At 71.7% G+C, this 22,095-nt stretch carries 19 protein-coding genes; 6 read left to right on the top strand and 13 right to left on the bottom strand.

Going from position 1 to position 22,095, the window contains the following annotated elements; genetic code table 11:
- Positions 1–12 precede the first annotated feature (12 nt).
- Positions 13–1,155, bottom strand: a complete 1,143-nt coding sequence (locus ACEN96_RS20415) for a glycosyltransferase family 4 protein (protein ID WP_495584895.1) — start codon at positions 1,153–1,155, stop codon at positions 13–15.
- 92 nt (positions 1,156–1,247) lie between these two features.
- Between ACEN96_RS20415 and ACEN96_RS20410 the strand changes: the two genes are divergently transcribed.
- Positions 1,248–2,147 carry a class I SAM-dependent methyltransferase gene (locus tag ACEN96_RS20410; RefSeq protein ID WP_495584894.1) on the top strand — a complete coding sequence of 300 codons (900 nt, stop codon included), beginning with the start codon at positions 1,248–1,250 and terminating at the stop codon, positions 2,145–2,147.
- Here ACEN96_RS20410 and ACEN96_RS20405 read toward each other — a convergent pair.
- From ACEN96_RS20405 to ACEN96_RS20395, 3 genes are read right to left on the bottom strand one after another with little or no spacing between them, the layout of a single operon-like run.
- Complete coding sequence (locus tag ACEN96_RS20405; protein WP_495584893.1) at positions 2,099–3,634, bottom strand: oligosaccharide flippase family protein; 1,536 nt, start codon at positions 3,632–3,634, stop codon at positions 2,099–2,101. The two genes, ACEN96_RS20410 and ACEN96_RS20405, sit on opposite strands and share 49 nt — an antisense overlap.
- Complete coding sequence (locus ACEN96_RS20400; protein ID WP_495584892.1) at positions 3,634–4,857, bottom strand: glycosyltransferase family 4 protein; 1,224 nt, start codon at positions 4,855–4,857, stop codon at positions 3,634–3,636. The genes ACEN96_RS20405 and ACEN96_RS20400 overlap by 1 nt, the downstream gene beginning before the upstream one ends.
- On the bottom strand, positions 4,854–6,059 hold the full coding sequence (locus tag ACEN96_RS20395; RefSeq protein ID WP_495584891.1) for an amidohydrolase family protein: 1,206 nt from the start codon (positions 6,057–6,059) through the stop codon (positions 4,854–4,856). The genes ACEN96_RS20400 and ACEN96_RS20395 overlap by 4 nt, the downstream gene beginning before the upstream one ends.
- A gap of 242 nt (positions 6,060–6,301) precedes the next feature.
- Here ACEN96_RS20395 and ACEN96_RS20390 point away from each other — a divergent pair, with 242 nt between their 5' ends.
- Both ACEN96_RS20390 and ACEN96_RS20385 read left to right on the top strand, forming a co-directional pair.
- Positions 6,302–6,799 (top strand): hypothetical protein, encoded by a 498-nt coding sequence (locus ACEN96_RS20390; RefSeq protein ID WP_495584890.1) that lies wholly within the window; start codon positions 6,302–6,304, stop codon positions 6,797–6,799.
- Positions 6,800–6,836: 37 nt separating this feature from the next.
- Positions 6,837–7,244, top strand: a complete 408-nt coding sequence (locus ACEN96_RS20385; RefSeq protein ID WP_495584889.1) for a hypothetical protein — start codon at positions 6,837–6,839, stop codon at positions 7,242–7,244.
- On the opposite strand, the gene ACEN96_RS20380 is transcribed toward ACEN96_RS20385, so the two are convergent.
- From ACEN96_RS20380 to ACEN96_RS20345, 8 genes are all read right to left on the bottom strand, one after another.
- Positions 7,241–8,866: a phosphoethanolamine transferase gene (locus tag ACEN96_RS20380; RefSeq protein ID WP_495584888.1), complete on the bottom strand. Its 1,626-nt coding sequence runs from the start codon at positions 8,864–8,866 to the stop codon at positions 7,241–7,243. The two genes, ACEN96_RS20385 and ACEN96_RS20380, sit on opposite strands and share 4 nt — an antisense overlap.
- 168 nt (positions 8,867–9,034) lie before the next feature.
- Positions 9,035–10,651 (bottom strand): response regulator, encoded by a 1,617-nt coding sequence (locus ACEN96_RS20375; RefSeq protein WP_495584887.1) that lies wholly within the window; start codon positions 10,649–10,651, stop codon positions 9,035–9,037.
- A gap of 193 nt (positions 10,652–10,844) precedes the next feature.
- Positions 10,845–11,996, bottom strand: coding sequence for a molecular chaperone DnaJ (gene dnaJ / locus ACEN96_RS20370; RefSeq protein ID WP_495584886.1), 1,152 nt, complete (start codon positions 11,994–11,996; stop codon positions 10,845–10,847).
- A 114-nt stretch (positions 11,997–12,110) separates the two neighbouring features.
- Complete coding sequence (gene dnaK, locus ACEN96_RS20365; protein WP_495584885.1) at positions 12,111–14,090, bottom strand: molecular chaperone DnaK; 1,980 nt, start codon at positions 14,088–14,090, stop codon at positions 12,111–12,113.
- Between the two features lie 143 nt (positions 14,091–14,233).
- Positions 14,234–14,776, bottom strand: a complete 543-nt coding sequence (gene grpE / locus ACEN96_RS20360) for a nucleotide exchange factor GrpE (protein WP_495584884.1) — start codon at positions 14,774–14,776, stop codon at positions 14,234–14,236.
- A 350-nt stretch (positions 14,777–15,126) separates the two neighbouring features.
- A complete protein-coding gene (locus tag ACEN96_RS20355) occupies positions 15,127–15,555 on the bottom strand; it encodes an RNA-binding S4 domain-containing protein (RefSeq protein ID WP_495584883.1) in 429 nt (142 codons plus the stop codon).
- 15 nt (positions 15,556–15,570) lie between these two features.
- Positions 15,571–16,986, bottom strand: a complete 1,416-nt coding sequence (locus tag ACEN96_RS20350; RefSeq protein ID WP_495584882.1) for a sensor histidine kinase — start codon at positions 16,984–16,986, stop codon at positions 15,571–15,573.
- Positions 16,983–17,693 (bottom strand): response regulator transcription factor, encoded by a 711-nt coding sequence (locus ACEN96_RS20345; RefSeq protein WP_495584881.1) that lies wholly within the window; start codon positions 17,691–17,693, stop codon positions 16,983–16,985. The genes ACEN96_RS20350 and ACEN96_RS20345 overlap by 4 nt, the downstream gene beginning before the upstream one ends.
- 155 nt (positions 17,694–17,848) lie before the next feature.
- Here ACEN96_RS20345 and ACEN96_RS20340 point away from each other — a divergent pair, with 155 nt between their 5' ends.
- The 3 genes from ACEN96_RS20340 to ACEN96_RS20330 are packed head-to-tail and all read left to right on the top strand — an operon-like array spanning position 17,849 to position 20,898.
- Positions 17,849–18,814, top strand: coding sequence for a Bug family tripartite tricarboxylate transporter substrate binding protein (locus ACEN96_RS20340; RefSeq protein WP_495588649.1), 966 nt, complete (start codon positions 17,849–17,851; stop codon positions 18,812–18,814).
- A 20-nt stretch (positions 18,815–18,834) separates the two neighbouring features.
- The gene (locus ACEN96_RS20335) at positions 18,835–19,359 is read left to right on the top strand and encodes a tripartite tricarboxylate transporter TctB family protein (RefSeq protein WP_495584880.1); all 525 of its coding nucleotides are present in this window, start codon (positions 18,835–18,837) and stop codon (positions 19,357–19,359) included.
- Positions 19,360–19,377: 18 nt separating this feature from the next.
- Positions 19,378–20,898, top strand: coding sequence for a tripartite tricarboxylate transporter permease (locus ACEN96_RS20330; RefSeq protein WP_495584879.1), 1,521 nt, complete (start codon positions 19,378–19,380; stop codon positions 20,896–20,898).
- 16 nt (positions 20,899–20,914) lie between these two features.
- On the opposite strand, the gene hemH is transcribed toward ACEN96_RS20330, so the two are convergent.
- Positions 20,915–22,027 carry a ferrochelatase gene (hemH, locus tag ACEN96_RS20325; protein ID WP_495584878.1) on the bottom strand — a complete coding sequence of 371 codons (1,113 nt, stop codon included), beginning with the start codon at positions 22,025–22,027 and terminating at the stop codon, positions 20,915–20,917.
- Positions 22,028–22,095 lie beyond the last annotated feature (68 nt).

Below are 22,095 nucleotides of genomic sequence, written 5' to 3'. Positions count from 1 at the left end.
AGCGGCGCGATGTCATGGCCGGCTCCGGCGCGCCAGGCGTGGCGACAGGAGTTCCTCGTGCAGCGCCTCGAAGGCCGCCGCGGTGTGATCGGCGTCCTCGGCGCAGGCCAGGGCCTGCGCGCGCCGCGCGAGCGCGAGCCGCTGCGGCTCGTCGGCGCCGAGCCGCAGGATCGCGCCCGCGAGCGCCTCATCGTCGCCGACCGGCACGGCGAGGGCGCCGCCTTGCTCCGCCCACTCGGCGAAATGGCCGACCGCCGTGCCCGCGCCCGGCACGCCGGCGACGGCGGCCTCGAGCAGCGCCAGCGGTCCGGCCTCGTGCCGCGAGGCCATCACCAGCAGGTCGGCCTGCGCCATCCAGGGCCGGCAGTCGCGCTGGGGCAGGAAGCCGTGGAAACGCGCCAGCCGGTCGTCCAGGCCCAAGGCCCGGGCCTGCGCCTGGACGGTGCCGCCGAGCGTGTCGATGCCGATCACGTCCAGCCGCAGCGGCAGGCCCGCGGCGGCCGCGCGCGCCACGGCGCGCAGCAGCGTGGTCTGGTCCTTGACGCGATTCAGGCTGGCCAGGTGCAGCAGCCGCAGCGGCTCGCCGGCGCGGCGCGGCCGCGGCGCGCGGGGCGGCCAGGCGCGCAGGTCGACACCGAGCGGCAGCCGCCGCGCCGTCACGCCCTGCGCGGCGATCTGCGCCAGGATCGGCGCGCTGGCCGCGGTGACCGCCTCGGCGCGGCGCAGCACCCAGCGTTCGCGCAGGCGGCCGCGCCAGGTCAGCAGGCCGCCGTAACCGCATTCGCGCACCGCGGCCAGTTCACCGCCCGCGACGTGGACCGCGGCGGGCAGCGACAGCAGCCGCGCCGCCATCACGGCCGTCAGGCCGCAGGGGCCCGCCCACAGCGACTGCACCAGGCCGAAGGGCGCGCGCCGATGCTCGGCCGCGATCGCCGCCAGTGCGCGCCAGGGTGCCGCGCCGGCCGGACCGCCGACCGCATGCACCCGCGCGCCGCGCAAGGTCCAGCGCGCCGGCTCCGGCTGCTGGAACAGCGCGAACACATGCAGCTCGTGCCGCGCCGCGAGCCGCTCCACCAGCGCGAGCACCGCGGGAATCACGTCCTGCGTGCCCGAGGCATGCACCCCGCCAGGCACGACCAGCGCCAGCTTCGTCATGGCGTCCGCTCCTGGGCGTTCGCGCGCTGGCGCCTCATGAATGCCCCTCGCTCTTTCCACGTTCCGTCCTTCCTCACACCTTGCCCCTTGCCATGAACACGCTCCCCGATCTCCAGACCCAGCTGCGCGAGACGCAGGCCGCCTTCGACAGCGTGGCCGCCGACTACGACGGCCCGCGCGGCAACAACGCCGCGATCCAGGACATGCGCGCCGAGATGTGGCGCTGGCTCGACGCCACCTTCGCGCCGGGCAGCCGGCTGATCGACCTGGGCTGCGGGACTGGCCTGGACGCGGTCCATCTCGCCGAGTCCGGCCATCGCGTGCTGGCCACCGACTGGTCGCCGCGCATGGTCGAGCGCACCCGCGACCGGGCCGGGCTTGCCGGCGTCGCCGATCGGGTGCGCGCGCTGGCGGTCGGCGCGCACGAGCTGCACCGGCTCTCGGGCCGCGAGCTCGATGAGTCCGCCCAGCCCGGCGAACCCGGCGAGTCCGGCGCCTCGGCGGCCCCGGGCTTCGATGGCGCCTACTCGAACCTGGGCCCGTTGAACTGCGTGCCGGACCTGCGCGCCGTGTCGCGCGAATGCGCCCGGCTGCTGCGACCCGGCGGCGCGCTGGTCTTCACCGTGATCGGCCGCCATTGCCCGTGGGAGGTGCTGCACTACGCGCGCCAGGGCCGCTGGGCGCGCGCGATGGTCCGCTACGAGCCAGGCACCGTGCCGGTGGGCATGAACCGCCAGACGATCTGGACGCGCTACTTCACGCCCGGCGAGTTCCATCGTGACTTCGCGCCCGAGTTCGAGCTCGTGCAGGTGCGCGGCGTGTGCGTGTTCGCGCCGCCACCCTATCTCGTCGACTTCAAGGCGCGCCATCCGGCCTGGCACGAGCGGCTGTGGCGGCTCGATCGGCGGGTGGCGGGCTGGCCCGGCCTGCGGCAGCTCGGCGATCATTTCCTGATCGTGATGCGCAAGCGGCCCGAGGCCGCGGCGGACTGAGCCGGGCGCGCCGGGCGCGCGCCGCGGGCGCTCCGGAGACGGCTGGCGGTGCCTGCCGCCCGCAGCGCCAGCCCCCAGGCCGGCAGGGCGGCGGCGAGACCGGCGGCGGCGGCGAGCCACTCGGGCGCGCCGGCCGGGACCGCGCCGGCACCGAGCCGGGCCGCCGCGCCGGCCAAGCCCGCCGCGATCGCGCCGGGCAGCAGGGCGCGCAGCAGGACCGCGAGCCGCAGGCCCAGCCAGCGCCGGCAGAGCCACCACTGGCAGGGCAGGGCCGCGAGGCCGGCGATCAGCCAGCAGACGGCGAACCAGCGCACGGTGGCCGCGTCGCTGAGGCCTTCGCGCGGGAGCCCGTCCGGTCCGCCGAGCCGGCCGTCGAACGTCGCGGCGAGAACCATGGCGAAAACCGCCCAGGCCGCCAGCGTCACGCCTTGTGGCAGCGCCGCCCAGCCCGGCCGGCCGACGGCCGCCAGCGCCGGCCCCAGGCCGTTGAAGACCACCGTCACCGCGGCCAGCCAGGCCAGCGGCCCGACGGCGGCGGCGGCCTGGCGCCACGCGGGCCCGAACAGCGTCGTCACGAGCGGCTCGGCGAGCACCGCGGCGATGGCCAGCAAGGGCCAGGCGATGGCCGCCAGTTGCCCCGCCGACGCCGCGACCGCCGGCGCGAGCGCGCGTCCCCGGTGGTGCAGCCGGGCCCAGCGGCCGAGCGCGCCGAAGTTCAGCGCCATGCCGGCCAGCCCGGGCACCAGCGCGGTCAGCGACTGGGCACGGCCCAGCCATCCGACCTGGGCGGCACCGGCCCAATGGCCCAGCAGCAGGGAAGGCGCGGCGCCCTGGGCCGCCGTCAACGCGCTGCCGGCGACCGTGCCGCGGCCGATGCGCAGGATCGGCGCCCAGCCGCTCAGGCGCGGCGGCCCCCACAGCGCGCGCGGCCGCAGCGGCCAGACCACCAGGCTGCACACGGTCAGGTTGATGGTCTGTCCCCAGGCCGGCGCCTGGGCGCCCGCGCCGGCGACGGCCAGCGCGATGGCGACGATCGCCTGGCTGGCGTTGCCCCAGGCGGTGGTGCGCGCGAGCTGGTCCGCATCGCCGTCACGCAGCGCGAGCGCCGTCATGACGGCGCCGACCGGGACCACCGCCAGGCCCAGCGCGAGCGTGCGCAGCGGCGCGGCGAGTCCAGGGTCGCCCAGGATGGCGGCCACGCCCGGGGCCAGCGCCAGCAGTCCGCCGGCCATCAACGCGCTGGCGGCGCATGACAGGCCGAGCGCCGCGCGGACCTGGCCCGCGTCGAGCGACGGCGCGCGCTGCAGATAGGCCGAGACGCCGAGGTCGCGGGCGCCATGCAGCAGCCCGGTCAGCGCGGAGGCGATCGCGAAGAGGCCGAGCTCGTGCGGCGTCAGCAGCCGCGCCAGGATCAGCGCGACGCCGAACTGCAGCGCCTGCGTGGAGGCCAGGGAGCCAGCGTGGATCCAGGAGGCGCGGCGCTGCATCAGGGGCTCCGGCGCGCCGCGGCACGGGGGGCGGCAGGAGCGGGAGGAGGGGCGGCGGTGTGAGCAGCGGTGTGAGCAGCGGCATGAGCGGCCGCATACGCCGCCGCCAGCGCACGGCCGAGCGCCTCGCGCGACAGATGACGCTCGAAATGCGCCCGTGTGGCCTGGCGCTGCCGGACTCTTTCGTCCGGGCTGGCGGGCCAGGCGTCCACCAGGGCCCGGGACAGCGCCGCGGCATCGCCGGCGGGCCAGACCTGCCCGACGGCGCCGCGGCCCGTGAGCATCCGGTGTGACGGGATGCTGGTGACGACCGGCGGCAGGCCGCAGGCGAGCGCCTCGATGAGCGCATAGCCGGAGCCCTCGCGGTGGCTGCCGGAGACGAAGAGGTCGGCCGCTGACAACCATCCGGCGATCTCCGAGTGCGGGATCGCGCCGACCAGGTGGACGCGCGCGGCCAGGCGCGGATCGCGCCGGATGCGGGTGCGCACGGCCTCGAGCAGTGGCGCGTCGCGGAAGCAGCACCACAGCTGCAGGTCCGGCAGGACGGCGCTCGCGCTCGCGACGCCGTCGAGCACCGTGAGCGGATCCTTGTTGGCATCCAGATGCGCGACCCAGAGCAGGGCCGGCGCGCCGTGCACGCGCAGGCGCGTCCGGGCGGCCTCGCGCGCCACCGGCGCGACGTCGGTGCTCGATTCGGCCAGCTCGATCACTGGCAGGCCGCCCGGGATCAGTCCGCGGCGCCGCCACGGGCGGGCCTGCTCGGCGGCGCAGAAGAGCAGACCCGCCGCGCCCGCGAGCGCTTGACGCTGCCCCCACCAGCGGTCCCATCGCCAGGCGGGAGGCGGGCCATCGGCGTGGTCCTGGAGCAGCAGCGGCACGTCCGGCATCAGCCGGCGCAGGCGCAGCGCTTCCTCGGGGAAGTTCAGTCCATGCAGATGCAGGGCGTCCGGACGCTGGCGGCGCAAGGCCGCCGCGAGCGCGTGGTCGGCCTCGGGGCCGGCATGACGGTCCCAGGGGCCGAAGTGATACTCGACGCCCCCGCGCGTCAGCGTTTCGCGATGCGCGCTCGCCACGAACAGCGACACCGTGCAGCCGGCGCTGACCGCGGCCTCGGCGACCAGCGCGATCGTCGGCCAGGCGCGCAGCAGTTCGGCCGGCCGGCGTTCGGCCGGATCGCGCAACAGGCAGAGCTGGACGACGCGAAGGCCTGTGGCGCCACTCATCCGGCGGCTCCGTCGTCCCCGAGGCTGGCGGGCAGCTCCAGGCCGTCTTCCTCGACGCCGAGCGCCCGCAGCCGACGGATCAGGCGCCGCGCGAGGCGCTTGGGCCGGCCGTCGACGCGAACCGGCGCCAGATCGGCCAGCGCGCCGAAGGCCTCCGCGACATCGGGATCGGCGAGCAGCAGCTCGCCGCCGAGCATGACCAAGCGCAGGTCCGCGCGCGTGGCCTCGGTCAAGGGCAGGCCGGCGGGCAGGGCCAGCAGATCGGCCCGCGCGCCGGCGGTGAGCCGGCCGCGATCCGGAAGGCCGAGCCAGGCCGCAGCGCCCGACGTCACCAGCGCCTGAGCTTGCGGGTCGCTCAGCGGGTGGCATTCGCGGGCGAGCGCGAGTTCCGCGAGCAGGTCGCGCGAGCCGCTCGCGCGCGAGTCGCTGCCCAGCGCGACGCGCCCGAGCGCCAGCAGCGCGCCGGCCTCGGCGGCGCGGCCGAACAGATGCAGGTTGGAACCAGGGCACCAGATCAGCGCCGCGCCGCGCGCGGCCAGGCGCTGCCGCTGTGCCCCGGTCAGTCCGACGCCATGGACCAGCCGCGTGTTGGGCGTGATGCAGCCCAGGCGCTCGAGCGTGTCGAACTCCGCCTCGGCCGCGGCGTCGATGCCCTCGGCGGCGTGCACGATCCACGGCACGGCCGGCGGCGTCTCGCGATGCGAGCGCCGCACGGCTTCCTCGCCGTCCAGGCCCAGCGCGTCGCGCCAGGCGGGATGGACCAGGACGCGGACGGGGAAGTCCTCGGCTTCGAGGGCTGGATCGGGCGGGTCGTGATGAGCGACCGTCGTCACGCCGCTCAGCAGGTTCTTGATCGCGCCATGCCAGAAGCGCTGCTCGCGCGGACGGGCACTGTCGGCGAGGAGCACCGGATCGATGGACCGGCGCGGCGTCAGATCGGCGATCCAGTCGGCGATGTTGCGGTGATGCGTGCGGTATCGCAGGCGCGGCAGCGAATTGCGGTGCAGGTGATCGTGCGCGTTGATCAGGCCGGGCAGCAGCCGGTCGCCGCGCAGCGTGACGGCCGGTCCCGCCGGGCCGGGCGCGCTGGCCGCGACGATCCACCCGCCGGCGAGCCGCACGGGCGGCCCCGAGCCGGCGTCATGCAGCACCAGCGCGGGGAGGGCGGCGGAAGGCGTCGCGGCTGCGGCGCGGTGGGTCATGGACAGGGGCGGATGAGCGGATCGATGTCATGGGTACCGATCCAGGCCGCAAAGGTTGCGGCGGCGGAAACTGACCCGCTCGGAGCGTCCAGGCGCAATGGCTTCGCTCAGTATGCGCAGGGGGAATGACCTACCGAGATCAGCATCCCCCGTTGAAACGCCCTTCGGAGGGGCTCTCTTTCCCGGATGGCACGCAGACACTGGTGGCCTTCGAGTCGTGGACTCGCGATGAAGGAGCAGTGATGACGGTTCAGGTGAACTATGTGAGGCCAGTCAGCCGTGCCGACCATCTGGTGACGGTCATGGTGATGCCCGTCCCTACGCCCGAGGGCATGTCGGAGTTGGCCGCGGTGATCGATCTGCTGCGGAACCCCTCCCGGCTGTTCGGCGCGCCGGCGCCAGAAGGCAGCCTCGACGCGATCTGCAAGGGCACCAGCTGGGAGGGGCTCGAGGACCTGTTGTGCGCGCTCGATCGCCAGAACGTGTCGGTGACCTATGTCAGGCACCTGCTGCACTTGGCTGCCCACTTCGCACGTCGGCATGGCCTGCAACGCGGAGGCGAAGCGAGGCTCATCCTTTTCTCGCACGAGAGCACGACTGGCATTCAGTACGAACTGCCTGTGCGCGTCAGTCGGGCGCAGGCGCTGGATTGGACCTCAGAGTTCTGGGGCGAGTTGGCCTATGTCGACCTCTTGCAGCACGGCTTCCTGTTCTCTTTCGTCTGCGACATGGCGGACTGATCGGACAACGGTTCCGCCCAAGCGCTTGAGGATCGCCATGGCCATTGACTGCAAGGACCTGCTTGCCTACGCACGCCAGCTGGGGCGGCAGGATTCCGAATTGGCGTGCCGGAGCGCCATCAGCCGCGCCTATTACGCGGCCTTCCATCGCTGCAGGCTGTGGGAGCAGACGCTTCCGGAACTTGGCCGCAACGAGGGGCCCGCAGGCGGCACGCATCAAGAGCTGATCAATCGTCTCAAGCATCCGGCGGAACGGTGTGGAGAACTGCTGAAGGAACGCTCACGGCAGAACGGCGTCCAGCTTGAAGTCCAGCGGCGCCGACGGGTTCAAGCGGATTACCACCTTGAAGAGGTTGTCGTGTCCTCAGCGATGCACGATCAGTTGTCTCAAGCTCAACAGGTACTTGTGCGATGCGACGCGCCGCTTCCCCGGTCTGCCCGTTAGCCGCGGCGGCACGCCGCCACCCAATCCCAGTCCTTGCGGTACACCGCCGTCTCCACGCCGCTGAGGCTCAGCACCGTGTGGTACAGCCCGTCGTGCGACATCGGCGTGTCGCGGCGCTGCTGCAGGCACGCGCCGTCGAGCTTCTGCGATTGCCTCGTCTGCTCCGGCAGCCACAGGACCAGCGGCACGTGCTTCTGCTGCCTGGGCGCCAGCGCGTAGGGCATGCCGTGCAGGAAGAGGTTGTTCTCGCCCAGCGACTCGCCATGGTCCGACACATACAGCAGGCTCGGATCGAAGCGCTTCTCCTGCGTCCCCAGCCAGTCGATCGCCTTCGCGAGCACGTGGTCGGTGTACACGATCGTGTTGTCGTAGGCGTTGCGGACCTGCTCGACCGGGCACTGCTGCAGCGCGTTGCTGCGGCACTCCGGCTGGAAGGGCTTGCGGTCTTCCGGCGTGCGCAGGTAGTAGGCCGGGCCGTGGCTGCCCATTTGATGCAGCACCAGCACCACGCCGCGCGCCACCCGCTGCGGGTCCAGCGCCGCGATGCGCGCATCCAGGTCATGCAGCATCACTTCGTCGAAGCACTCGCCGTCCGCGCGGCACAGGCCAGCCGGGATCGGGTGGTCCGGCCGGATCGGATTGATCGCCTGGGCGTTGGGCACGCGATCGCACAGACCCTTGCAGCCCGACTGGTTGTCCAGCCACAGCACCGCGAGCCCCGCGCGCTGCAGCACGTCCAGCAGCGTCTCCTGATTGCCCGGGTGATCGACGAAAGCCTCGCGCCCCAGCTGCGAGAACATGCAGGGCAGCGAGGCCGCCGTCGACGTGCCGCAGGACGCGACCTCGCGATAGCTCAGCACCGGCTTGGCCGAAAGCTCGGGATTGGTCGGCCGCTCATAGCCGTTGAGCTGGAAGTTGACCGAGCGCGCCGTCTCGCCGACCACCAGCAGCACCAGCGGCGGCCGGGCGCCGGCCGCGCGCGGCGTCAGCTTCGCATCGGCCCCGACCACCTCGGGCGGGCCCTTGGGCTTCTTGTGCTTCTCCGCCGCCAGCGCGGCGGTGGCCCAGATCGCGTTGACCGGGCTGACCATCTTGGTCAGCGCCTTGTTGTTGCGCAGCGTCGAGGCCAGGTCCGCCGTGCGCGTCGCCGCCAGGCCGAAGCCCAGCGCCAGCGCCAGCGCCACGCTGGCCAGGTTCCAGCCCAGCCGCTTGAACCAGCGCAGCCTGGTCAGCCGCTGCCGCCAGATCCACACCATCGGGATCAGCGCGATCACCGCCACATGCGCCGCCAGGCCCCAGCCCATCAGGTCGCGGGTCTCGCGCATGTCGGTCTGCAGCGCGTTGGTGACCATCGTGCTGTCGATGATCACGCCGTAGCTGCCGATGAAGTAGGCCAGCGGCGCCGTCAGCAGCAGCATCGCGCTGAGCAGCGGCTTCACCGCGACCCGCCACGCCATCAGGCTGAAGAAGGCCGCCAGCACCATGATCACGATGCCGGCGAAGACGATCACGAAGAGCTTGCCCGAGGCGCCGGCGTAGTCCGGCATGCCCCACATCCGCTGCCACAGCGGCCAGTTGCCCAGCACGCCCACCCACAGCGCGGCCAGCCAACTCAGGGTCAACGGGGAACGGGCGCGCGGGGCGCCGGCGCGGCGCGGGGACAGGGTCGAGGAATCGGAAAGCGGCATCGTTCGGAGGGCGGGCGGCAAAAAACCGGCCCTTGTAGAGGTCGCGGCTGAAGCGGCCCTGAAGCCTGTTGGAGTAGTCGCCCAGCTTATCCGAGTGGGGCTTCAGCTTCTCAACGCCATTGCGCCGGCCGCACGGGCGGCCTTGAGGCCCTGGCCACTGGCCTGGACATAGCGGCGCTGCAATGCCTCGATGCGAGGCGCCAACGCTTCCGGGTCAGTCATGCGCTCGCGGTAGCGCTTGAGCACCAGCGCGGCCATGTCGATCAGCTTGGCATTGAGCGTCTGCGCGCCTTGCTCGAGCAGCAGTTGCACGCCCGTCTGCGGATCGCCGCGCATCGCGTGCCGCATCGCCGTCTCGGAGATCGCGAACACCCGCCCGTTGGCGTCGCGCAGCAGCTGCGTGCTGGGCTCGTGGCCCTCGGCCATGCAGGTCAGCACCTCGGTCGCCGACTTCGAGCTGCAGAAGCGCAGCCCGAGCTGCGTCATCAGCGTCTCCATCTCGCCAAGCTCGATGTCCTGCCGCGCCATGCGCACCCACAGCGCGATCAGCAGGCAGGCCGACTCCAGGTCGAAGTCCTCCCCGCAGGCCTGGCGCGCGAAGCGGCGCGCGATCTCCAGCGCGTCCGCCAGGCGCCGCTCCATCAGCAGCCGCAGGCCCTGCATCAGCTGGTCGAAGCGCAGCAGCCGCGCATCACGCGGCGCACGGTCCATGCCCTGCATCAACGCGTCGGTGGCGTACTTCAAGCCCTTGCCGTCCTTGGCGTCGAAGCGCATCAGCGCCAGCAGCGCCACGCTGTGCCAGTCGAAGAGCTTGGAGCGCAGCCCCTGCGCCAGGCTGCGTTCGAGCATCTTGCTCGACTCCTCGCGCTCGCCCGCGTAGAAGGCCAGCGTGCCGCAATGCTGCTGACGCAGCAGGCAGCCCGGCGTCAGCGTCGCGGCGGTCCGGTAGGTGGCCAGCGCGGCGCCGATCTCGCCCTGTTCCATCTGCACGCGGCCCATCAGGTCGTAGCTGTCCGCCTGGTCGGGCATCTCGCCGATCAGCGTCTCCAGCGTGCGGCGCGCGGCGCTCAGGTTGCCGCTGGCGACCTCGGTCCGCGCCACGCCCAGCCGCGCCCAGGGCACGGTGCGCGCGGCGATGATGGCCTCGTACAGCTCGCGCGCCTGGGCATGGCGCTCCAGCCGCAGCAGCAGCTCGGCGCCGATGCGCGCCGCGTAGAGCCAGTAGGTCGCGCGCTGCTGGAAGCGCGCCAGGCACAGGTCGGCCGCCCGGTCGAACGCCTTCGTGTCGATCGCCTCGAAGATCGCCTTCAGCTCCAGCTTGCGATGCCGCGCGTTGGCGAGCCGGTCGGCCAGCGCCGCGCTCGTGTAGGGCTTGACCAGGTAGGCGTCCAGCGCCGCCTCGGCGGCCTCCGCGACCTTCGCGTACGAGGCCTCGCCGGTGACCATCACGAAGACGGTGGAGTAGGGCAGCAACTGCTCCCGGCGCAGTTCGTCGAGCAGGTCCTGGCCCGAGAGCTCCGAGCCGTCGAAGTAGTAGTCGCACAGGACGATGTCGTAGGGCTGGGTCTCGAGGATCACCCGCGCGTCGCGCACCCGCGTGGCCTGGCGCACGTGGCCGACGCCCAGCTCGCGCAACTGCGCCGTCATCAGGCTGCGCGAGGTCGCGTTGCCGTCGATCACCAGCGCCTGGGTCTTCGCGAGCGGGCTGGCCAGGGTCATGACCGCCGCCTCCAAACGAAACAGCCCGCCTCCGGAGAGAGCGGGCTGGCGGTACCCCAACGATGTGTGCGAATGTCGTCAACCACGGACGGATTGTCCGCCTGTCGACAGCGGCCGGCCCCCCGTGTTTGCGTGGGGGCGGGCGGCCGGATTCCTCAATCGTGGCCGCGATTTGCGCGCGGCTGTTGGCGGCTTACTTGAAGAGATCCTTGACCCGGTCGGTCCAGGACTTCGCGTTCGGCGAGTGGCGCTCGCCGCCGTCGCGCAGGCTCTTGTCGAGCTCCTTGAGCAGCTTGCGCTGATGCTCGGTCAGCTTGACCGGCGTCTCGATGCTGATATGGCAGTACAGGTCGCCCGGATAGCTCGAGCGCACGCCCTTGATGCCCTTGCCGCGCAGCCGGAAGGTCTTGCCATGCTGCGTGCCCTCGGGCAGTTCGATCTCGGCCTTGCCGCCCAGCGTCGGCACCTCGATCGTGCCGCCCAGCGCCGCCGTCGTCATCGACACCGGCATCGTGCAATGCAGGTCGTCGCCGTCGCGCTCGAAGATGTCGTGCTGCTTGATGCGGATCTCGATGTAGAGATCGCCCGACGGCCCGCCATTGACGCCCGGCTCGCCGTTGCCGGCCGAGCGGATGCGCATGCCTTCGTTGATGCCGGCCGGGATCTTGACTTCCAGCGTCTTGGTCTTCTTGATCTTGCCGGCGCCGTTGCAGGTAGTGCAGGGCTCGGGAATGATCTTGCCGGTGCCGTGGCAGTGCGGGCAGGTCTGCTGGATGCTGAAGAAGCCCTGGCGCATGTGCACCGTGCCGCTGCCGCCGCAGGAGCCGCAGGTCTTGGCGCTGGTGCCGGGCTTGGCGCCGCTGCCGTGGCAGGTCTCGCAGCCTTCCCAGGACGGGATGCGGATCTGCGTCTCCTTGCCGCGCGCGGCTTCCTCCAGCGTGATCTCCATCGCGTAGCTCAGGTCGCTGCCGCGGTAGACCTGCTGGCCGCCGTTGCCGCGGCGCGCGCCGCCGCCACCGCCGCCGCCGAACAGGTCGCCGAAGATGTCGCCGAAGGCCTCGGCGAAGCCACCGAAGCCCTCCGCGCCCGGACCGCCGCGGAAGCCCTGGTTCGGGTCCACGCCCGCGTGGCCGTACTGGTCGTAGGCCGCGCGCTTCTGGCCGTCGGACAGCATTTCGTAGGCCTCCTTGGCCTCCTTGAACTTGTCCTCCGCGTCCTTGGCGCCCTCGCCCTGATTGCGGTCAGGGTGGTACTTCATCGCGAGCTTGCGATACGCCTTCTTGATGTCGTCCTCGCTGGCGTTCTTCGCGACGCCTAGGACTTCGTAATAGTCACGCTTGGCCATGGATCTTCCTGGGAGCCTCAAACCAAAACGCCGCGCGAGGCTGGCGACCCCGCGCGGCGGCTGTCATCGACAGCGATTGCCGATCGCGATGCCGACGTTGTCGGCAGGCGCGGCTTACTTGGAGTCCTTGACTTCCTTGAACTCGGCGTCGACGACGTTGTCGTCGGCCGGCTTGGACGAGGGCTGCTGCGCGCCGGCCGCTTCCGCGTGCCCGGCCTGCGCGCCGCCGGCCGCACCGGCCGCGCCCGCGGCGGCCTGGGCCGCCTGCGCGTCGGCGTACATCTTCTCGCCCAGCTTCTGGCTGGCGGTCATCAGCGCTTCGGTCTTGGCGTCGATGTCGGCCTTGTCCTCGCCCTTGATGGCTTCCTCAAGGTCCTTGATCGCGGCCTCGATCTTCTCCTTCTCGCCAGCCTCGAGCTTGTCGCCATGCTCGCCCAGCGACTTCTGCACCGAATGCACCAGTCCGTCGGCCTGGTTCTTGGCCTGCACCAGCTCGACCTTCTTCTTGTCCTCGGCGGCGTTGGCCTCGGCGTCCTTCACCATCTTCTCGATCTCGGCCTCGGACAGGCCCGAGTTCGCCTTGATGGTGATCTTGTTCTCCTTGCCGGTGCCCTTGTCCTTCGCGCCCACGTGCAGGATGCCGTTGGCGTCGATGTCGAAGCTCACCTCGATCTGCGGCGTGCCGCGCATCGCCGGCGGGATGCCTTCCAGGTTGAACTCGCCCAGGCTCTTGTTGGCCTGCGCCATCTCGCGCTCGCCCTGGTAGACCTTGATGGTCACCGCGGGCTGGTTGTCCTCGGCGGTCGAGAAGGTCTGGCTGAACTTGGTCGGGATGGTCGTGTTCTTCTTGATCATCTTCGTCATCACGCCGCCCAGGGTCTCGATGCCCAGGCTCAGCGGGGTGACGTCCAGCAGCAGCACGTCGGTGCGCTCGCCGCCCAGGACCTGGCCCTGGATCGCGGCGCCCACGGCCACGGCCTCATCGGGGTTCACGTCCTTGCGCGGATCCTTGCCGAAGAACTCCTTGACCTTCTCCTGCACCTTGGGCATGCGCGACATGCCGCCCACCAGGATCACGTCGTCGATCTCGCCCACCGACACGCCGGCGTCCTTGATCGCCGTGCGGCAGGGAGCGATCGTGCGCTCGATCAGTTCCTCCACCAGCGACTCCAGCTTGGCGCGGGTCAGCTTGATGTTCAGGTGCTTCGGACCGGTCGCGTCGGCCGTGATGTAGGGCAGGTTGACGTCGGTCTGCGACGAGTTCGACAGCTCGATCTTGGCCTTCTCGGCCGCTTCCTTCAGGCGCTGCAGGGCCAGCACGTCCTTGGTCAGGTCGACGCCCTGTTCCTTTTTGAACTCGCCGATGATGTAGTCGATGATGCGCTGGTCGAAGTCCTCGCCGCCGAGGAACGTATCGCCGTTGGTGGACAGCACCTCGAACTGCTTCTCGCCGTCGACGTCCGCGATCTCGATGATCGAGATGTCGAAGGTGCCGCCGCCCAGGTCGAACACCGCGATCTTGCGGTCACCGGCGCCGTGCTTGTCCAGGCCGAAGGCCAGGGCCGCGGCGGTGGGCTCGTTGATGATGCGCTTGACGTCCAGGCCGGCGATGCGGCCGGCGTCCTTGGTCGCCTGGCGCTGCGCGTCGTTGAAGTAGGCCGGGACCGTGATGACGGCTTCCGTGACCTCTTCGCCGAGGTAGTCCTCGGCGGTCTTCTTCATCTTGCGCAGCACTTCCGCGGAGACCTGCGGGGGCGCCATCTTCTTGCCGCGCACTTCCACCCAGGCGTCGCCGTTGTCGGCGGCGGCGATGGTGTAGGGCATCAGGTCGATGTCCTTCTGGACTTCCTTCTCCGAGAACTTGCGGCCGATCAGGCGCTTGACCGCGTACAGCGTGTTGCGCGGGTTGGTCACGGCCTGGCGCTTGGCCGAGGCGCCGACCAGCACTTCGCCGTCTTCCTGGTACGCAATGATCGACGGGGTGGTGCGGGCGCCTTCCGCGTTCTCGATGACGCGGGTGGTGTTGCCTTCCATGACCGCGACGCACGAGTTGGTCGTGCCCAGGTCGATGCCGATGATCTTCTTCTTAGCCATGTGGTGCTCCTGAATATGAAAAAACTGGGGGAACGGTCAGCGCGCGGGGCTCAGCCCCGGGGCGGCTGGAACATCGTTCCGGGATGCTTCTGATCTGTGGATAACTCGCCGGGATTCAAGGGCCGGTCTACTCAAGGGCCGGTCTACTTCGGCGCCGCGACGGTCACCAGCGCGGGGCGCAGGACACGGTCGGCGATCAGGAAACCCTTCTGCAGCACGCCGACCACGGTGTTGGCGTCCTGCTCGGCCGGCACCATCGAGATCGCCTGGTGCTGATGCGGGTCGAACTTCGTGCCGGCGGCCGGATTGATCTCCAGCACCTTGTTGCGCTCCAGCGCGGATTGCAGCTGGCGCAGCGTGGCATGCACGCCTTCGAGCACCTGCTCGACGCTGGCGTCGGGGCGGGCGATCGCGGCCGAGAGGCTGTCCATCACCGGCAGCATCGCGTCGGCGAAGCCCTCGACCGCGAATTTGCGGGCCTTGGAGACTTCCTCCTCGCCGCGGCGGCGGGTGTTCTCGACTTCGGCCTTGGCGCGCAGGTAGGCGTCGGACATCTCGGCCAGGCGCCGTTCGGTATCGGCCAGCTTGGCCTCGAGCGTCTCGGGCACCGAGGCGGCGGCCGCGGCGGCGGCCTGCTGGGTCAGTTCGTCAAGGGTCGGGTCAGGTTGTTGGTGGTCGGTCGTCATGGTTGCTATGCCCAGGGCGGAGCCCGGTCTGCGCCGGGCGATCCGCCGCATCTGGGGCCCATGGCCGGAAGTTCAAGAGGGTGATTTTCACATCCGGGCGCGGGCAAACCCGGGGCCTGCTAGCGCCCCTGTGCTCCCGCACCGGCCGCTGCGTACGAGAACTCCCTCGCCCCCCGCGAGGGGGGAGAGGGCAGGGGAGAGGGGGTGCTTCGAAGGGCAGCAGCGCTGTGGCACGAGCCCCCTCTCCCCTCCCTCTCCCCGCTGGGGCGAGGGGGTAAGAAGGAGCGAGCGCTGCCGGCATGAACTCCCTCTCCCCCGCCGGGGGCGAGGGGGAAGCGCGGGATGTCCAGTCACTCGTCGATGCTGGCGCTCCAGCGGTCCCACTCGGCGAGCTTGCGGCGGTCCTGCTTGGTGGGGCGGCCCTGCTGGATGGTGTCGGCCGGCTCGGGGGCGAGCCGGCGCGCCTCGGCGGCGCGTTCGCGCGCGGCGGCGCTGGCGGGCGTCTCCTCGTACAGCGCCTGGGCCACCGGCGCGGGGCCGCGCACGCCGCTCAGGCCGGCGACGCGGACCTCGCGGTCGACCTGGCCCTGGCGCAGCTGGATGAGATCCCCGACGCGCACGTCGCGCGAGGCCTTCGCCGCCTGGCCGTTGACGGTCACGCGGCCCTTGCCGATCTCCTCGACGGCGATCGAGCGGGTCTTGTAGAAGCGCGCGGCCCAGAGCCACTTGTCCAGGCGCAGGGCGGCGAGTTCGGTGGAGGAGCGGGAGGAAGCAGCCATCGGGCGCGGATTGTCCTATGTCGACAGGGGATCCGTCGATGCTGCCGAAGGCAGCCGGACCACGGCGTCCAGTCCGTCGATGACCCCGTCCCGCTCGCGGTTGTCCAGCGCCAGCGTGCCGCCCAGCGAGCCGACGATCTCGCGGCAGATCGCCAGCCCCAGGCCGGAGCCGCCATTGGGTCCCGCCGCGAACGGCTGTCCCAGCTTGGGCCGCAGCGAGGCCGGGATGCCGGGCCCGCTGTCGCTGATGCGCAGCACCACCGCGTCGCCGCCGCGCAGGTCCACCGCCAGGCGGCCGCCGTGCGGGCAGTGGCGCAGCGCGTTGTGCAGCAGGTTGCGCACCAGCTCCCGCAGCGCCCACTCGTGGCCGCGCACCGGCGCGGGCTCGGTGGCGAGATCGAAATCGAGCTCGGCATCGGCGATCAGCGGCGCCAGGTCCAGCGCGACCTCGCGCACGGTGCCGGCCAGGTCCAGCCGCGGCGGATCGCCCTGCTGGCGCAACTGCTCGACCTTGGCCAGCGCGAGCATCTGGTTCGCCAGCGCGGTCGCGCCGTCGACGGTGACGCCGATCTCGTCGATGGCCTGGGCCGCCGGCAGGTCGCCGCGCCGCGCCGATTGCACCTGCGCCTTGAGCACCGCCAGCGGCGTGCGCAGCTGGTGCGAGGTGTCGCGCACGAAGCGCTTCTGGTGCGCGAGCAGCCCGGCCTGGCGCTGCCAGGCCTCGTTGACGGCGGCGACCAGCGGCGCGAGCTCGGCCGGGACGCTGGGCAGCGGGATGGGGCTGACGTCGTCGTCGCCGCGCGCGGCGATGACGCGGCTGAGCTCGCGCACCGGCCGCGTCGCCAGCAGCACCACGCCCCATACCACGATCGCGATCACCGCCAGCAGCGCCGCCTGCCGCCACAGCGTGGAGACCAGCACCTGGCGCGCCAGCGTGCGGCGGATCTCCAGCGTCTCGGCGACCTGGATGGTCGCCACGCCCAGGCCCGCCTCGCCCGCCACCGGCTGCTTGAGCACCGCGACGCGGATCGGCTCGCCCTGGTAGACGTCGTCGTAGAAATCGACCAGCGCCGCGTAGGCGCCGCGGTCCGGCAGCGTGCCGCGCCACGCGGGCAGGTCGTCGAAGCCCGAGACCCATTCGCCCTGGAAGCCGGTGATGCGATAGAACATGCGGCTGCGGTTGTCGGCCTCGAAGGCCTCGAGCGCCGCGTAGGGGACTTCGGAGACGAGCCGCGGCGCGTCGCGTGTGCCGGCCACGTCGAGCTGCTCGCCGATGGTCTTGGCCGAGGCCAGCAGCGTGCGGTCGTAGGCGGTGTCGATGGCCTTGAGCGCGTCCTGGTAGAGGCGGTGCGCGTTGGCCGCGATCAGCAGGCCCACCGGCACGAGGATGCCGGCCAGCAGCCGGCTGCGCATGGACGAGAAGCGCTTCAATCCGCCGCCTTCAGCAGGTAGCCCAGCCCGCGCAGCGTCACCAGCTTCACGCTGCCGGCCGGCAGCCGCTTGCGCAGCCGGTAGGCGACCACCTCCACCGCGTCGGGCTGCACGTCCAGGTCGTCGGCGAAGACGATCCCGGTGAGCCGCTCCTTCGCCACCGCGTGGCCGGGCCGCGCCAGCAGCGCGCGCAGCAGCGCGGCCTCGCGCGGCGGCAGGTCCAGCGGCAGGCCCAGGTGATAGACCGCGCCGCTGTCGGCGTCGACGCGCAGGCCGCAGAAGGCCTCGGTCTCCATCGCGGCCGCCGCGCCCACACCGCCTGCGGCGCCCGCGGCGCCCGGCGAGCCGCGGCTGCGCCGCGCGAGCGCCCGCACCCGCGCCTCGAGCTCGTCGAGGTCGAAGGGCTTGGGCAGGTAGTCGTCGGCGCCGATGTTCAGGCCCAGGATGCGGTCGCCGACGGTGCCGCGCGCGGTGAGGATGATCACCGGCGTCGTCAGCTGCGCGGCGCGCGCGGCGGACAGCAGGTCCAGGCCATCCATGTCGGGCAGCGACAGGTCCAGCAGCACCACGTCGGGCGGATGCGCGCGCCAGCGCTCGAGCGCCGGGCGGCCTTCGGCGAAACCGTGCACCTGGATGCCGCGGCGCTCGAACGAGCGCGCGACCGTGGTCTGCAGCGCCGCGTTGTCCTCGACGAAAAACAGCCTCATCGCGCCAGTGTCCGACAGCCGCCGCGCCGCCGCCGCTCAGGGTGAACCCTGAGCTTGGCGACAGCCGATTGAAAGCCGCCGTGTGCAGGATGCGCCCCTACAACGAACGCCGGGCGCGAGCTCCGCCCCGGCGCGACAACCCAGGAGACATGAGCATGCGTCGAGACCAGTTCCTCAAGTCCGCGGCCGCGCTGGCCGCGCTGGCCACCGCCGGGCTGCCGCTGAGCGCGCGCGCCGCGGCGGCGCTGAAGATCCTCGTGCCGGCCAATCCGGGCGGCGGCTGGGACATGACCGGCCGCGCGCTGGGCAAGGCGCTGCAGGACGCCGGCGCCGCGGGCGCGGTGACCTTCGAGAACAAGGGCGGCGCCGCCGGCGCCATCGGCCTGGCGCAGTTCGTCAACGCCGCCAAGGGCGACCCGAACGCGATGATGGTGATGGGCGCGGTGATGCTGGGCGGGCTGATCACCAGCAAGCAGCCGGTGAGCCTGACGCAGGCCACGCCGATCGCGCGCCTGACCAGCGAGTACAACGTCTTCGTGCTGCCCGCCAACTCGCCCTACAAGACGATGAAGGACGTGGTCGAGGCGCTGAAGAAGGATCCCGGCTCGGTGAAGTGGGGCGGCGGCTCGCGCGGCGCCACCGAGCACATCGCCGCGGCGATGCTGGCGCATGAGGTCGGCGTCGACGCGACCAAGGTCAACTACGTCGCCTTCCGCGGCGGCGGCGAGGCGGTGGCCGCGATCCTGGGCGGCAACGTCACCATCGGCGGCAGCGGCTACAGCGAGTTCCAGCCCTACATCGAGAGCGGCAAGATGCGCCCGATCGCGATCACCGCCCCGCAGCGCCTCAAGGGCCTGGACATCCCGACGATGAAGGAGCTCGGCTACAACGTCGAGATCGGCAACTGGCGCGGCGTGTACGGCGCGCCCGGCATCACGCCGCAGCAGCGCCAGGTGCTGATCGACTACATCGTCAAGGCCACGAAATCCAAGGCCTGGACCGAGGCGCTGGACAAGAACGGCTGGACGCCGGCCGTGCTGACCGGCAAGGACTTCGAGGACTTCGTCGACCGCGAGTTCGCGTCGCTGCGCGCGATCATGCACAAGTCCGGCATGGTTTGATCTCGGACCGGGAGTTCCCCATGACTGATTCCATCGAGCAGGCCGCGCCGGGCCCGCTCCATCAAACCCTTGTCGGTGTCGCGGCGGTCGCCGTCGGCGGCGTGATGGCCTTCGGGGCCAGCGCGATCCCGTCCGACGCGGGCTATGCCGGCATCGGCCCGAACGCGCTGCCGTGGTTCGTCGCCGCGGTGCTGGTGCTGTGCGGCGCCTGGCTGGTATGGGAGGCCCGCACCGGCGGCTACCGCTCGATGGAGCCGCCCTCCGGCGCGCCGCGCGCCGACTGGCTGTCGGCCCTGTGGGTCGCCGGCGGCGTGGTCGCCAACGCGGCGCTGATCACCACCATCGGCTTCGTGCTCGCCTGCACGCTGTGCTTCATGCTGGCCGTGCGCGGCCTGCGCCGCGCCGAGGGCAAGGGCCATGGCGGCGCGCGCCAGGTCCTCATCGACGCCATCACCGGGCTGCTGATCGCGGCCCCGGTGTTCTGGCTCTTCAACAAGCTGCTCGCCCTGAACCTGCCGGCCATCACGGCCGGCGGCTGGCTCTGAGCCCACCGGAGTCCTGACATGCAAGACCTCTGGACCCACCTGATGGGTGGCTTCGCCACGGCCGCCTCGGGCGTGAACCTGATGTGGGCCTTCGTCGGCTGCGCGCTGGGCACCGCCATCGGCGTGCTGCCCGGCCTCGGCCCGGCGGTGACCGTGGCGATGCTGCTGCCGATCACCGCGCAGGTCGACCCGACCGCGTCGATGATCTTCTTCGCCGGCATCTACTACGGCGCGATGTACGGCGGCTCGACCACCTCCATCCTGCTCAACACCCCGGGCGAGACCGGCACCATGGTGACCGCGCTCGAGGGCTTCAAGATGGCCCGCCACGGCCGCGCCGGCGCGGCGCTGGCCACGGCGGCGATCGGCTCGTTCTTCGCCGGCACGGTCGCGACGGTGCTGGTGACGCTGTTCGCGCCGGTGCTGGCGGACTTCGCCGTGACGCTGGGCCCGCCGGAGTACTTCTGCCTGATGCTGCTGGCCTTCACCACCGTCAGCGCGGTGCTGGGCCAGAGCACGCTGCGCGGCATGACCGCGCTGTTCGTCGGCCTGGCGATGGGCCTGGTCGGCATGGACCAGATCACAGGCCAGATCCGCTACACCGCCGGCATCCCCGAGTTCATGGACGGCATCGAGACGGTGCTGGTGGCGGTGGGGCTGTTCGCGGTCGGCGAGACGCTGTACGTGGCGCTCTACGAAGGGCGCAGCAACCTGACGATGAACACCATGGGCCGCGTGCACATGACGCGCCAGGAGTGGAAGCGCTCGATCCCGGCGTGGATCCGCGGCACCGGGCTGGGCTTCCCCTTCGGCGTGATCCCCGCCGGCGGCACCGAGATCCCGACCTTCCTGAGCTACGCGACCGAGCGCAAGCTCTCCAAGCACAAGGAGGAGTTCGGCACCGTCGGCGCCATCGAGGGCGTGGCCGGTCCGGAAGCCGCCAACAACGCGGCCGTCACCGGCACGCTGGTGCCGCTGCTGACGCTGGGCATCCCGACCTCGGTGACCGCGGCGATCCTGCTGTCGGCGCTGCAGAACTACGGCATCCAGGCCGGTCCGCAGCTGTTCACGACCTCGTCGGGCCTGGTGTGGGCGCTGATCGCGTCGCTGTACATCGGCAACGTCATGCTGCTGGTGCTGAACCTACCGCTGGTGGGGCTGTGGGTGAAGCTGCTGCGCATCCCGCGCGCGCCGCTGTACGCCGGCATCCTGATCTTCGCCACCGTCGGCGTGTACGGCATGCGCCAGAGCGCCTTCGACCTCTACCTGATGCTGGCCATCGGCCTGCTGGGCGTGGTGATGCGGCGCTTCGACTTCCCGACCGCGCCGGTGGTGGTGGGCATGATCCTGGGCCCGCTGGCCGAGGCGCACCTGCGCAATGGCGTGGCCATCGGTGGCGGCCACTGGGGCGTGTTCTTCGAGCGCCCGATGTCCGCCTTCCTGCTGGGCATCGTCGCGATCGTGCTGCTGCTGCCGCGCGTCATGAAGTGGCTGGGCGCGCGCCGGGCGCGCCGGCAGGCGGCGGTGGCGCTGGGCTGAGCGGCGCGCCCGGCGCTCAGCGCGTGGCGCCGGCCGCGATCGCGGCCTCGCGCTGGCGGGCGAGGGCGGCCGCCTGGGCGTCCTTCTCGGCCCCATCAGTCACGGCGGCCGTCGGCCAGCCTTGCAGGTGCTGCTCCGCGATCGCCGCCAGCGCCCGCACATGCGAGGGCCGATCGTTCAGGCAGGGGATGTAGCTGAAGCGCTGGCCGCCGCCGTGCAGGAAGGCCTCGCGCGCCTCCATGTCGATCTCCTCCAGCGTCTCGATGCAGTCGGCCGAGAAGCCCGGGCAGATGAGATCGACCGACTTCAGCCCGCGGCCGGCCAGCTCGCGCAGCGTCGGCTCGGTGTAGGGCTCCAGCCAGCGCGCCTTGCCGAAGCGGCTCTGGAAGGTGACCTTGTACTGCGCGTGCGAGAGCCCCAGCGCCTCGGCCAGCAGGCGGCCGGTCTTCAGGCATTCGCAGTGGTAGGGATCGCCCAGCGCGAGCGTGCGCGCGGGCATGCCGTGGAAGCTCATCACCAGCAGCTCGCCGCGGCCCTCGGCCTTCCAGTGGGCGCGCACGCTCTCGGCCAGCGCGGCGATGTAGCGCTTGTCGTCGTGGTAGCGGTTGATGAAGCGGAACTCGGGCAGGTGACGCTGCGTCATCGACCAGCGCGCGACGTCGTCGGCGACGCTCGCCGTCGTCGCGCCCGAGTACTGCGGATAGGCCGGCAGCACCAGCACGCGGGTCGCGCCGCCGGCCCGCAGCGCGTCGAGCTGCGACGCGATCGACGGATTGCCATAGCGCATCGCCGGCAGCACCTTCACCCGGTGGCCCATCTCGCCGAGCTGGCCCTGCAGCAGCTTGGCCTGCTTCACCGTCCAGACCATCAGCGGCGAGCCCTCCTTGGTCCAGATGCTGGCGTACTTCCGCGCCGACTTCGCGGGCCGCGTGCGCAGGATCACGCCGTGCAGGATCGGCCACCAGGCGGCCTTGGGGATCTCGATGACGCGCGGGTCGGACAGGAACTGCGCCAGGTAGCGGCGCGTGGCCGCGGGCGTCGGCGCGTCGGGCGTGCCGAGGTTGACCAGCAGCACGCCGATCGTCGGCGCGCGCCCGTGGGTGTGTTCGGGTTCGGGGCGGAAGGACATCGAAGGGACGGAAAGGGGCGGAGGGAGGCCGGGACCGCGAGCGCGCGGGACGGCGGGAAAGTCGCCGG

Source organism: Roseateles sp. Mitsp63 (assembly GCF_059491535.1).
This window is presented reverse-complemented; position numbering and strand designations above follow the sequence as displayed.

What these genes read in the sequence shown, in the direction of transcription:
- ACEN96_RS20415 (WP_495584895.1), bottom strand. Translation starts at nt 1,155, where the DNA reads ATGACGAAGCTGGCGCTGGTCGTGCCTGGCGGGGTGCATGCCTCGGGC.
- ACEN96_RS20410 (WP_495584894.1), top strand. Translation starts at nt 1,248, where the DNA reads ATGAACACGCTCCCCGATCTCCAGACCCAGCTGCGCGAGACGCAGGCC.
- ACEN96_RS20405 (WP_495584893.1), bottom strand. Translation starts at nt 3,634, where the DNA reads ATGCAGCGCCGCGCCTCCTGGATCCACGCTGGCTCCCTGGCCTCCACG.
- ACEN96_RS20400 (WP_495584892.1), bottom strand. Translation starts at nt 4,857, where the DNA reads ATGAGTGGCGCCACAGGCCTTCGCGTCGTCCAGCTCTGCCTGTTGCGC.
- ACEN96_RS20395 (WP_495584891.1), bottom strand. Translation starts at nt 6,059, where the DNA reads ATGACCCACCGCGCCGCAGCCGCGACGCCTTCCGCCGCCCTCCCCGCG.
- ACEN96_RS20390 (WP_495584890.1), top strand. Translation starts at nt 6,302, where the DNA reads ATGACGGTTCAGGTGAACTATGTGAGGCCAGTCAGCCGTGCCGACCAT.
- ACEN96_RS20385 (WP_495584889.1), top strand. Translation starts at nt 6,837, where the DNA reads ATGGCCATTGACTGCAAGGACCTGCTTGCCTACGCACGCCAGCTGGGG.
- ACEN96_RS20375 (WP_495584887.1), bottom strand. Translation starts at nt 10,651, where the DNA reads ATGACCCTGGCCAGCCCGCTCGCGAAGACCCAGGCGCTGGTGATCGAC.
- dnaJ (WP_495584886.1), bottom strand. Translation starts at nt 11,996, where the DNA reads ATGGCCAAGCGTGACTATTACGAAGTCCTAGGCGTCGCGAAGAACGCC.
- dnaK (WP_495584885.1), bottom strand. Translation starts at nt 14,090, where the DNA reads ATGGCTAAGAAGAAGATCATCGGCATCGACCTGGGCACGACCAACTCG.
- grpE (WP_495584884.1), bottom strand. Translation starts at nt 14,776, where the DNA reads ATGACGACCGACCACCAACAACCTGACCCGACCCTTGACGAACTGACC.
- ACEN96_RS20355 (WP_495584883.1), bottom strand. Translation starts at nt 15,555, where the DNA reads ATGGCTGCTTCCTCCCGCTCCTCCACCGAACTCGCCGCCCTGCGCCTG.
- ACEN96_RS20345 (WP_495584881.1), bottom strand. Translation starts at nt 17,693, where the DNA reads ATGAGGCTGTTTTTCGTCGAGGACAACGCGGCGCTGCAGACCACGGTC.
- ACEN96_RS20340 (WP_495588649.1), top strand. Translation starts at nt 17,849, where the DNA reads ATGCGTCGAGACCAGTTCCTCAAGTCCGCGGCCGCGCTGGCCGCGCTG.
- ACEN96_RS20335 (WP_495584880.1), top strand. Translation starts at nt 18,835, where the DNA reads ATGACTGATTCCATCGAGCAGGCCGCGCCGGGCCCGCTCCATCAAACC.
- ACEN96_RS20330 (WP_495584879.1), top strand. Translation starts at nt 19,378, where the DNA reads ATGCAAGACCTCTGGACCCACCTGATGGGTGGCTTCGCCACGGCCGCC.
- hemH (WP_495584878.1), bottom strand. Translation starts at nt 22,027, where the DNA reads ATGTCCTTCCGCCCCGAACCCGAACACACCCACGGGCGCGCGCCGACG.